This window comes from Pseudomonas syringae (assembly GCF_001698815.1).
GTDB lineage: Bacteria > Pseudomonadota > Gammaproteobacteria > Pseudomonadales > Pseudomonadaceae > Aquipseudomonas > Aquipseudomonas syringae_A.
The window spans coordinates 55,598-65,670 of record NZ_LGSI01000033.1; the positions used below are offsets into that span (position 1 = coordinate 55,598).

At 57.3% G+C, this 10,073-nt stretch carries 11 protein-coding genes and 1 other RNA gene; 8 read left to right on the plus strand and 4 right to left on the minus strand.

The genetic code is table 11. The features are described from left to right. The first annotated feature begins 174 nt into the window (after positions 1 to 174). The 5 genes from petA to AFK24_RS08995 all read left to right on the plus strand — a co-directional run bounded on the left by petA (position 175) and on the right by AFK24_RS08995 (position 4,041). Positions 175 to 768, plus strand: coding sequence for a ubiquinol-cytochrome c reductase iron-sulfur subunit (petA, locus tag AFK24_RS08975; protein ID WP_020292947.1), 594 nt, complete (start codon positions 175 to 177; stop codon positions 766 to 768). Further along, positions 768 to 1,979 (plus strand): cytochrome b, encoded by a 1,212-nt coding sequence (locus tag AFK24_RS08980; RefSeq protein ID WP_065832913.1) that lies wholly within the window; start codon positions 768 to 770, stop codon positions 1,977 to 1,979. The genes petA and AFK24_RS08980 overlap by 1 nt, the downstream gene beginning before the upstream one ends. Then, entirely contained in the window at positions 1,979 to 2,761 is a 783-nt protein-coding gene (locus AFK24_RS08985; protein WP_065832914.1) for a cytochrome c1, read from the plus strand. The genes AFK24_RS08980 and AFK24_RS08985 overlap by 1 nt, the downstream gene beginning before the upstream one ends. Positions 2,762 to 2,992: 231 nt before the next feature. Next, on the plus strand, positions 2,993 to 3,610 hold the full coding sequence (locus AFK24_RS08990; RefSeq protein ID WP_065832915.1) for a glutathione S-transferase N-terminal domain-containing protein: 618 nt from the start codon (positions 2,993 to 2,995) through the stop codon (positions 3,608 to 3,610). A gap of 17 nt (positions 3,611 to 3,627) precedes the next feature. Beyond that, positions 3,628 to 4,041: a ClpXP protease specificity-enhancing factor gene (locus AFK24_RS08995; protein ID WP_065832916.1), complete on the plus strand. Its 414-nt coding sequence runs from the start codon at positions 3,628 to 3,630 to the stop codon at positions 4,039 to 4,041. Between the two features lie 141 nt (positions 4,042 to 4,182). Here the strand turns inward: AFK24_RS08995 and AFK24_RS09000 are convergent, their stop codons facing one another. The 4 genes from AFK24_RS09000 to AFK24_RS09015 all read right to left on the minus strand — a co-directional run bounded on the left by AFK24_RS09000 (position 4,183) and on the right by AFK24_RS09015 (position 7,697). Further along, positions 4,183 to 4,761, minus strand: coding sequence for a BON domain-containing protein (locus AFK24_RS09000; protein ID WP_065832917.1), 579 nt, complete (start codon positions 4,759 to 4,761; stop codon positions 4,183 to 4,185). Beyond that, a complete protein-coding gene (locus AFK24_RS09005) occupies positions 4,758 to 5,351 on the minus strand; it encodes a phosphoheptose isomerase (protein ID WP_065832918.1) in 594 nt (197 codons plus the stop codon). Before AFK24_RS09005 ends, AFK24_RS09000 begins: the two co-directional genes overlap by 4 nt. A 160-nt stretch (positions 5,352 to 5,511) precedes the next feature. After that, positions 5,512 to 5,883: a YraN family protein gene (locus AFK24_RS09010; RefSeq protein WP_065832919.1), complete on the minus strand. Its 372-nt coding sequence runs from the start codon at positions 5,881 to 5,883 to the stop codon at positions 5,512 to 5,514. Then, positions 5,883 to 7,697 (minus strand): penicillin-binding protein activator, encoded by a 1,815-nt coding sequence (locus tag AFK24_RS09015; RefSeq protein ID WP_065832920.1) that lies wholly within the window; start codon positions 7,695 to 7,697, stop codon positions 5,883 to 5,885. Before AFK24_RS09015 ends, AFK24_RS09010 begins: the two co-directional genes overlap by 1 nt. A gap of 284 nt (positions 7,698 to 7,981) precedes the next feature. Here AFK24_RS09015 and rsmI point away from each other — a divergent pair, with 284 nt between their 5' ends. The 3 genes from rsmI to mraZ all read left to right on the plus strand — a co-directional run bounded on the left by rsmI (position 7,982) and on the right by mraZ (position 10,071). Further along, a complete protein-coding gene (gene rsmI, locus AFK24_RS09020) occupies positions 7,982 to 8,854 on the plus strand; it encodes a 16S rRNA (cytidine(1402)-2'-O)-methyltransferase (RefSeq protein ID WP_065832921.1) in 873 nt (290 codons plus the stop codon). A gap of 96 nt (positions 8,855 to 8,950) precedes the next feature. Further along, positions 8,951 to 9,308: RNase P RNA component class A (gene rnpB, locus AFK24_RS09025), an RNA gene on the plus strand. A 307-nt stretch (positions 9,309 to 9,615) separates the two neighbouring features. Beyond that, entirely contained in the window at positions 9,616 to 10,071 is a 456-nt protein-coding gene (gene mraZ, locus AFK24_RS09030) for a division/cell wall cluster transcriptional repressor MraZ (protein WP_020292957.1), read from the plus strand. Positions 10,072 to 10,073: the final 2 nt, after the last annotated feature.

Genomic DNA, 10,073 nt, shown 5'->3' on the forward strand with positions numbered 1-10,073 from the left:
CGTGACTCATCCGTGAAAGCCGCGAAATACAAGGGCTGCGGCTTTTTGTCTAAACGCAATTCCCTTGTGTAATGAAGGGTTTTTCATTACCATTCGGCAAAATTTATAACAGCTAAATTTTATTTAAGTAGACGCCTGATTTAACAGGCCACAAAGCTGATGGGAGAGGACGGAATGAGCAATGACGGCGTGAATGCAGGCCGGCGTCGCTTCCTCGTGGCGGCCACATCTGTGGTTGGCGCAGCAGGAGCGGTGGGGGCTGCGGTCCCGTTCGTGGGGTCATGGTTTCCCAGTGCCAAGGCGAAAGCCGCGGGTGCACCGGTCAAGGTGAATATCAGCAAGATCGAAGCAGGACAGCAGATGATTGCTGAATGGCGCGGTCAACCTGTTTTCATCGTCCGTCGCACCCAGGAGATTCTTGGAAATCTTGGCAAAATTACAGGCCAGTTGTCCGACCCCGAATCCAAGAGTTCGGTCCAACCCACTTACGTCGATCCTGTTGTGCGATCAATCAAGCCGGAAATCCTGCTGCTGATCGGTATCTGCACGCACCTTGGATGCTCCCCGACTTTCCGCCCTGAAGTTGCTCCTGCCGACCTGGGCAAGGATTGGGTCGGTGGTTATTTCTGTCCTTGCCACGGTTCGCACTATGACCTGGCAGGCCGCGTCTACAAATCGCAACCCGCACCTTTGAATCTGCCAGTGCCGCCGCATTCCTATGAGTCGGACAATATTATTGTCATTGGCGTTGATCAGGAGAAAGCGTGATGAGCAAATTCATGGATTGGGTAGATGCCCGCTTCCCTGCCACAAAAATGTGGGAAGACCATCTCAGCAAATATTACGCTCCAAAAAACTTCAACTTCTTCTACTTCTTCGGTTCCCTGGCGCTGCTGGTCCTGGTCAATCAGATCGTGACCGGCGTATGGCTGACCATGAGCTACACGCCGTCGGCTGAAGAGGCGTTTGCTTCCGTCGAATACATCATGCGCGACGTCGAGTACGGCTCGATCCTGCGCCTGCTGCACTCGACCGGCGCCTCGGCGTTCTTCATCGTGGTCTATCTGCACATGTTCCGTGGCTTGCTTTACGGCTCCTATCAGAAGCCGCGCGAGCTGGTGTGGATCTTCGGCATGTTGATCTACCTCGCGCTGATGGCTGAAGCCTTCATGGGCTATCTGTTGCCATGGGGGCAGATGTCCTACTGGGGCGCGCAGGTGATCATCTCGCTGTTCGGCGCCATTCCGGTGATCGGCAATGACCTGACCCAGTGGATTCGTGGTGACTACCTGATTTCCGGGATCACCCTGAACCGCTTCTTCGCCCTGCATGTGGTCGCTCTGCCGATTGTGGTGTTGGGCCTGGTGGTTCTGCATATCCTGGCGCTGCACGAGGTGGGCTCGAACAACCCGGATGGGGTCGATATCAAGAAGCTCAAGGATGAAAACGGCGTGCCGCTCGATGGCATTCCTTTCCACCCTTACTACACCGTCAAGGATATCGTCGGCGTTGTCGTGTTCCTCTTCGTGTTCTGCTCGATTGTGTTCTTCTTCCCCGAAATGGGTGGGTACTTCCTCGAAAAGCCTAACTTCGAGGTGGCGAACGCGTTCAAGACTCCTGAGCATATTGCCCCGGTCTGGTACTTCACGCCGTTCTACGCGATCTTGCGGGCCATTCCCGACAAGCTCCTGGGTGTAATCGCCATGGGTGCGGCGATTGCGGTGCTGTTTGTGCTGCCTTGGCTTGACCGCAGCCCCGTCAAGTCGATGCGCTACAAAGGCTGGCTGAGCAAGATCTGGTTGCTGGTGTTCTGTGTGTCCTTCGTGATTCTGGGTGTGTTGGGCGTTCTGGCGCCGACCCCGGCTCGTACGTTGCTGTCGCAGGTGTGTACCTTCCTGTACTTCGCCTACTTCATTCTGATGCCGTTTTATACCCGGCTCGAGAAGACCAAACCGGTTCCAGAAAGGGTGACTGGCTGATGAAAAAGCTATTTGCTGTATTGATTCTTGCTGCTCTGCCAGTGCTTTCGTTTGCTGCCGAACACGGCCCGGAACTGGAAAGCGTCGATATCGACGTGTCTGATAAAGCGGCCATGCAGGACGGTGCGCGGACTTTCGCCAACTACTGCATGGGCTGCCACAGCGCCAAGTTCCAGCGCTATGAGCGCGTTGCGGATGACCTGGGCATTCCTCATGAGCTGATGCTGGAGAAGCTGGTGCTCACTGGCGCCAAGATCGGCGATCACATGAACATCGGCATGCAATCCAGCGATGCCAAGGCCTGGTTCGGTGCGGCACCGCCGGACCTGACGCTGGTTGCGCGGGTTCGTGGCACGGACTGGCTCTACGGCTACTTGCGTTCGTTCTATGAAGATCCGGCGCGTCCATGGGGCGTGAACAACAAGGTCTTCCCGAATGTCGGCATGCCGAACGTGCTGGTCGGCCTGCAGGGTCGTCAAGTTGTAGGCTGCAAGCAAGTGCAGGTCGTGGAAGATGGCAAGAAGCAATACGACCCGCTGACCGGTTCGCCGCTTACTCACGAAGCCTGTGATCAGCTGACCGTCGTGCCGAAAACCGGCAGTCTGAACGAAGAGCAGTTCGACGAGAAGGTCAAGAATCTCGTGACCTTCCTCGCCTATTCGGCAAACCCGGTGAAGCTGCAGCATCAGCGGATCGGCACCTACGTGCTGCTCTATCTGGCGTTTTTCTTCGTGTTCGCCTACCTGCTTAAACGCGAGTACTGGAAAGATATTCATCACTGATAATTGCAACACCGACTGTCGACGACACGCGCCCTCGGGCGTCTCTTTCAGGTAGTGAGCGCGGGGCGGGTATAGTAGCGGCGGCAAAGATTGCAGAATTTACTTTGCGTAAATGAGCTATCTTGTCGCCCGCGACGACCACCAGCTTCAAAAGCGGTCGTTATCGGAGGCGCCTCAGGGCGCGTTCGTTTTTTTTGTATTCGATAAATTCAACAAGCGAGGAGGACCGCCATGGGCGTGACCAACCGGTTGGCCTGTTACTCCGACCCCGCCGACCACTATTCCCATCGCGTGCGCATAGTGCTCGCCGAGAAAGGTGTCAGCGCCGAGATCATTGATGTTGTTGCGGGTCGTCATCCGCCGAAGTTGATCGAGGTGAACCCGTACGGCAGCGTTCCAACCCTGGTCGATCGCGACCTGGCGTTGTACGAGTCGACGGTGGTAATGGAATATCTGGATGAGCGTTACCCGCATCCGCCGCTGCTGCCGGTTTATCCGGTGGCACGTGCCAACAGCCGCCTGCTGATCCATCGGATCCAGCGTGACTGGTGCGCGCTGGTGGATCTGATTCTGGATTCGCGCAGCAAGGAAACGGCCCGCGTTCAGGCGCGTAAAGAGCTGCGCGAGAGCCTGACCGGGGTTTCGCCGTTGTTCGCGGAAAAAGCTTTTTTCCTGAGTGACGAGCAAAGTCTGGTTGATTGCTGTCTATTGCCCATACTCTGGCGTTTACCCGTCCTGGGTATTGAGTTGCCGCGGCCTGCCAAGCCGCTGCTTGATTATATGGAGCGCCAGTTTGCGCGTGAGGCATTTCAGGCGAGTCTGTCTGGTGTTGAGCGTGACATGCGCTAAGGCTTAAGGAGCCGTTGATGAACTCCAGTCGCCCTTATCTGATTCGTGCTCTTTATGAGTGGATCGTCGATAACGATTGCACCCCGCATATGCTGGTCAATGCGGAATACCCATCGGTTCAGGTCCCTCAGGGGTTTGCCAACGATGGGCAGATTGTCCTGAACGTTTCACCGTCCGCCGTGCGTCATTTGCACATGGATAACGAAGCGGTCAGCTTTGAGGGTCGCTTCGGCGGCGTGCCGCACACCCTGTACGTCCCTGTGGCGGCGATTCTGGGCATTTACGCTCGGGAGAACGGCCAAGGTATGGTTTTCGATCTGGAGCCTCCCTTCGAGGATGATGACGAGATCGAGCAGGATGATGACAGTCCGCCACCGGAAACCGAGCCACCGCGCCCTAGCGGTCGGCCGAGCCTGAAAGTGGTGAAATAAAAAAAGGCGATCCCTCGGGATCGCCTTTTTCATGGAAGCCGCCTTCCCGGACAAGTCCGGTCCTACCGAATCTGTGCAAATCGGTAGGAGGGGACTTGTCCCCGAATGCTCAATCGGCCTCGGCTAAAAATGCGGCAAATATCAGTCGATGTATTCAAACAGCTTGACGATCTTCTGCACGCCTGACACGCCCTGAACCAGATTGGTCGCCTGAGTCGCTTCCGCCTGGGTTACCAGACCGAGCAGGTAGACGATGCCGTTCTCGGTGATGACCTTGATTCGTGTGGCAGGAATGGCGCTGTCAGTCAGCATCTGGCTTTTGATCTTGGTGGTCAGCCACGCATCGTTGTTGCGCGCCAGCAGCGACGAGGAGCCCATTACCTGGATTTCGTTGTTGACCTTCTTGACCTTCTGCACGGCGGCAGCGGCTTGTTCGGCCATCTGCTTGAGGTCGGCGCGTGGCGTCTGGCCCGCCAGCAGCACGATGCCGTTGAAGCTGGACACGACGATGTGCGAATTCTGGTCCAGATCAGGGCTGGCCTTGGCGACGTTGACCGCTACCTTGGTTTCGATCAACGAGTCATCGATCTTGCTGCCGAAGGTGCGTGTGCCGCGATCGTCTTCGATGGGCTTTTCGCGGCTGGCGTTGATTACCGAGCTGCAGCCGCTAAGGCCGAGGCACAGGGTCAGAGCCAGCAGACTGAGGCGATTAAGGGTCATTCTTCACTCCCGAACAGTTGGCTGTCGATCAGATCGCATAAGCAATGGATCGCCAGCAGGTGGACTTCCTGAATTCGCGCGGTGACTTTTGCCGGTACGCGGATTTCCACGTCCTCCGGCAAGAGCAGCGAGGCCATGTCGCCGCCATCGCGTCCCGTCAATGCTACGACAATCATTTCGCGATCATGTGCGGCCTGGATGGCTTGAATTATGTTCGCCGAGTTACCGCTGGTGGAAATCGCCAGCAACACATCGCCCGGCTGGCCGAGGGCGCGGATCTGTTTGGAGAAGATCTCGTTGTAGCTGTAATCATTGGCAATCGATGTGATGGTTGAAGTATCGGTGGTCAATGCAATCGCCGGAAGGCTCGGGCGCTCGCGTTCAAATCGATTGAGCAGTTCGGACGAGAAGTGCTGAGCGTCACCCGCCGAGCCGCCATTGCCACAAGAAAGCATTTTGCCTTCGTTGAGCAGGGCATTGACCATGACCTGGCTGGCTTGCTCGATGTAGGGTGCAAGGACTTCCATCGCCTGTTGCTTGGTATCGATGCTGGCCTGAAAAAGCTGGCGAATTCGGGATTGCATGTCCATCTGGGTGACCTTAATTAGAGCGTATGGCGGCTAGTCGGGCGCTGACCAGAAGATTCTGGAGGCTTCCCGGCACACATCTGTGCAGCCCGCAAATCGAAGAGCGAAATCGGTATTGGGTGTGCGGTACGTGTTTCAGGGTCGGCATTGCGGGCATTGCAACTCAGCTGTCGAACGCGCTTTTAAGCCAGTTCAGAGGAGCGCCGGAGCCCGGTTGTCCCTCGATGGCCACCACGTCGAAACGGCAGGGTGCATCCCCCCAGCGAGTGTCGTCCTGCAAAAACAGCTGTGCCGCCAGAATGACTTTTTGCTGCTTGCGAAAATCCACACTGTGCAACGCTCCGCCCCAGCCGGAATGGCGCCGGTAGCGAACTTCGACGAATACTACTGTATCTCCGTCGAGCATGACCAGATCGAGCTCGCCACGTTTACATAACCAGTTTTGTGCAATCAGCTGCATTCCCTGCTGCTGTAAATACAGCAGGGCGCTGGCCTCAGCCTCGCGCCCTGCTTGCTTGCCGGTGTCACGTTGCATCAGGGCGCAGTGTCCGGCAGGCGCTGGATTTTGCCGTCAACGAACTCGGCCCAGGGCAATTGACGTTCAATACGACGGCCCGGGTTCATGCTCAGGCTGCCGGAGAGGCCGTCGATGCGGCTTTCAGGCAGGGTCTTGAGTTGGCCCAGGCGAGGCGCCAGGCGATAAGCGTCGACACCCATTGCGTAGAGACGGCCCAGACTGCCGGCAGCTTGCGGCCATTGCGCGATCACTTGCTGGCGCAACGGGTCATTGGCGTTAAGCAACCAAGGGGTTTCACAGAAACGCACGCCGTTGAGGTCCATGTACTGCGCCTGATCGTTGCTGTTGGTGAACAGGTGCGAAGTGGCGTAGACCGGAACGTCGCCAGCGTACTGGAAGACCATGGTTGGCTTGATCTGCTGGGCTTGTTGCGGCGTGGCGGCGAGGAACATGAAATCAATGTCCTGGCGGCGCGACGGTTGCGCAGCGACATCGGTACCTACTGTGCTTTGCAGACGTTTGGCGCGACCTTCGCTATTGCGCAGCTGGAACAGTTCGGCGACTTGCTGGGCAAGCGCAACCGGCTGATCAACGTGTTCGGCAGCAATCAATGTGCCGCCCTTTGCCTGCCAGCTCTGACGGAAAGCTTCCAGTACACGGTCGCCCCATTCGCCTTTGGGCACCATGGCGACCGCGCTGCGCTTGCCGTCAGCCCAGGCACGACGAGCCACTTCACGAGCTTCGTCTTCTGCAGAGAGGCCGAACTGGAACAGTTGCGGCGGGCCTTCAGCACCAGCGTCGCTGTAATTCAGCGCCAGGGTGGTGATTGGCAATTGCTCGCGGCCGTTGAGTTGCTTGACCAGTGGTTTTTCCAACGGACCGACCACCAATTGCACGCCAGCGGCTTTGGCCTGGCGGTAGAACTCGTCCATGGACGTCAGGCGCGAGCTGTCGAAAACTTGAATCGAAGGCGGGTTCTGACCGGCTTGTTGCGCCTGGTAATGCGCGGCCATGAAGCCTTCGCGCAATGCCTTGGCAACTGCAGCCAGCGGGCCTTCCTGGGGCAGAAGCAGGGCGATTTTGGTCAGCGGTTCGCTGGTCAGTGCGCGCAGTTGCGCCAGGGTGGTCGGCAGCTGCACGGCCGCCGGATGTTTCGGATTCTGCGCTTTCCAGCTGTCGATGGCAGCCTGTTGCTGTTCCAGCGTGCCGGCACCTTTGACGGCGCGCGCCAGACTCAGCCAGCCACCGACGTCATCGTTTGCGGTGCTTTGCAGTTGCTCAGGCGGCAGCGCGGCAACCAATGCCCAGATGGCATCGTTGTTGGCGCTCAGCTCGGCGCCTTGCAGCAGCGGGCCGACGAAGACACGTTCGCTGATCGCGGCCATGGTCTGGCCGTCAGCTTCCAGTGCCCGTGCCCGGACCGTGTGGGTGCGCACTTGCTGCTCGACGGACAACTCGCCAAGGCGTTGCAGGCTTGGGTGGTTCAACGCGGTCAGCGCAGCCTTGGGCTGGTTGCGGCCCATCGCCAGTTCAGCGGCCAATGTACTGGCGTAAACCTGTTGGCCCGGCTTGAGCAGTTCCAGCTTTACCTGCGCGAGAATCTGCGCGGCGCGACCTGGATCATTCTGCCGGCTGGCCAGATCCGCCGCGCTGAGTCTCAGCAAGGCAGCCTGGTCCGGAGTTTTCGCCTGTGCAGCCTGGTCGAGCAATTGCTCGATACTGGCATCAGGGGTACGTGGAAGTTCGCCAAGGCTGGACGAAGGCGAGCTGGCACAAGCCGCCAACAGGGCAGCGAGGCAGAGGGCAGAGAACAGCCGCAGGCAAGCGATCATGTGTATGTTCCTGATACTCGAGCAAATTAGCGGGGAATTGTACCCAAGCGCTGGCAAGGGTGCGACGTCGATGGCGTTAAAGCGGTGATATAGATTGCCGAACGGGCTTTTTAACAGCCAAAGCGGCGGATGTGCGGGTGTTGAAATAGCGAATCGCGATGCATCTCATTAATTTTCCATCCTTTTTCAGGTTCTTCCTTGAGCACGCTACCCATGCAGTGGAGTCGTAGTCTGTACAATGCGGACTCTTCACCCATCAAGGGTAACCAAATGAGGTCTGCGCTTTGACTGCTGACGTTGCTTCGAATTCCGCTGCTGGCTCGCTTTATGTAGTGGCCACGCCTATCGGCAATCTGGATGACATGAGCGTGCGGGCTTTGAAGGTGTTGCGCGACGTGGCCCTGATCGCCGCCGAAGATACGCGTCATTCATTGCGACTGATGCAGCACTTCGGCATTCCGACGCCGCTGGCTGCCTGCCACGAGCATAACGAACGCGATGAAGGCAGTCGTTTCATCGCACGATTGCTGGCCGGCGATGACGTCGCGCTGATTTCCGATGCCGGTACGCCGCTGATCTCCGATCCGGGTTATCACCTGGTTCGCCAGGCGCGAGCGGCCGGCATCAAGGTGGTTCCGGTACCTGGCGCCTGTGCATTGATTGCGGCGCTGTCTGCAGCCGGTTTGCCGTCAGATCGTTTTATCTTCGAAGGATTCCTGCCCGCCAAGGCGGTAGGGCGCAGGGCGCGTCTGGAATTGCTCAAGGAAGAGCCGCGCACGCTGATTTTCTACGAAGCGCCGCACCGGATTCTTGAATGTCTGCAGGATCTAGAACTGGTGTTCGGGCCGGAGCGTCCGGCTTTGCTGGCTCGTGAGCTGACGAAAACTTTTGAAACCCTCAAAGGCCTGCCCTTGTCGCAATTAAGGGCATTCGTGGAAGACGACAGCAATCAACAGCGCGGCGAGTGCGTGGTGTTGGTCGCTGGTTGGAGCGAGCCTGAAGGCGAGGACGTGATTGGTACTGAAGCGCGGCGGATTCTGGATTTGCTGCTGCAGGAAATGCCACTCAAGCGGGCGGCCGCACTGGCGGCGGAAATTACCGGTGTGCGCAAAAACCTGCTCTATCAGGTGGCGCTGGACAAGCAAAAAGGCGAGTAGGGCGCGTCGCTTTGCCCTGAATGTGCGCTAAGTGATTGAGCTCAGGACTTTTTAAAGCTTGTTCTCAGGCACTCGTGCCGCTAACCTTGGCGGCGGAGAGTCGATTGGACAGTCGCTGCCTCTTATTGTTCGCAATTAAGGGGGGGAGGAAAGTCCGGGCTCCATAGGGCGGAGTGCCAGGTAACACCTGGGAGGCGCGAGCCTACGGAAAGTGCCACAGAAAATAACCGCCTAAGCACTTCGGTGCCGGTAAGGGTGAAAAGGTGCGGTAAGAGCGCACCGCGCGTCTGGCAACAGTTCGTGGCAAGGTAAACCCCACTCGGAGCAAGACCAAATAGGGTTCCTAGGCGTGGCCCGCGCTGGAACCGGGTAGGTTGCTAAAGACGTCCGGTGACGGCCGTCGTAGAGGAATGACTGTCCTCGACAGAACCCGGCTTACAGATCGACTCTCCACCTTTTTCCCCCTTGTGCGTTTCAGCCGCACAACACCCCTCGTAATACCGAAAAAATCTTAAACTTAATAAAACACATTAACTTCTGCGCGTAGCTCCCTGAGCCGTGTCGGAAATATCTGAAAGAACCCTCGCAAATTTGCCGCTTCTCATCCGAAACCACTCCTAAATCTCAGTAATGTAAGGGTTTTCCTTAGGACCGTGCCTTGACGGTGTGGTGGGCGCGTTCCTATAGTGTGCACAAGTGGCAGAAAGTGGCGTGAAGTGGGTTTTTTCAGCGCAAAAAGTTAGTATTTGGAGAATGCGCCTGTGTTTCGTGGTGCCAATGCGATCAATCTCGATGCAAAAGGCCGTCTCGCTATGCCGAGTCGGTACCGTGACGAGTTGGATTCGCGTAGTGCCGGGCAATTGATCGTAACCATTGACGCTGTTGACCCTTGCTTATGTCTTTACCCGCTTTCTGAATGGGAACTGATTGAAGCCAAGTTGCGAGATCTCGCGACGTTTCGCGAGGAAAACCGGCGTTTGCAAAGGCTTTTGATCGGTAACGCTGTCGATCTGGAACTTGATGGCAGTGGGCGTTTTCTGGTGCCGCCACGTCTTCGCGATTATGCCAAGTTGGATAAACGCGTGATGTTAGTTGGCCAGCTCAATAAGTTTCAATTGTGGGACGAGGACGCCTGGAACGCTCTTGCTGATGCGGATCTGGCGGCCATTCAAAAACCTGGCGCGATGCCTGATGAATTACGTGACTTGATCCTGTGACT

Bases quoted from the DNA above. Each gene is read 5' to 3' on its own strand.
- petA (WP_020292947.1), top strand. From the start codon at position 175: ATGAGCAATGACGGCGTGAATGCAGGCCGGCGTCGCTTCCTCGTGGCG.
- AFK24_RS08980 (WP_065832913.1), top strand. From the start codon at position 768: ATGAGCAAATTCATGGATTGGGTAGATGCCCGCTTCCCTGCCACAAAA.
- AFK24_RS08985 (WP_065832914.1), top strand. From the start codon at position 1,979: ATGAAAAAGCTATTTGCTGTATTGATTCTTGCTGCTCTGCCAGTGCTT.
- AFK24_RS08990 (WP_065832915.1), top strand. From the start codon at position 2,993: ATGGGCGTGACCAACCGGTTGGCCTGTTACTCCGACCCCGCCGACCAC.
- AFK24_RS08995 (WP_065832916.1), top strand. From the start codon at position 3,628: ATGAACTCCAGTCGCCCTTATCTGATTCGTGCTCTTTATGAGTGGATC.
- AFK24_RS09000 (WP_065832917.1), bottom strand. From the start codon at position 4,761: ATGACCCTTAATCGCCTCAGTCTGCTGGCTCTGACCCTGTGCCTCGGC.
- AFK24_RS09005 (WP_065832918.1), bottom strand. From the start codon at position 5,351: ATGGACATGCAATCCCGAATTCGCCAGCTTTTTCAGGCCAGCATCGAT.
- AFK24_RS09010 (WP_065832919.1), bottom strand. From the start codon at position 5,883: ATGCAACGTGACACCGGCAAGCAAGCAGGGCGCGAGGCTGAGGCCAGC.
- AFK24_RS09015 (WP_065832920.1), bottom strand. From the start codon at position 7,697: ATGATCGCTTGCCTGCGGCTGTTCTCTGCCCTCTGCCTCGCTGCCCTG.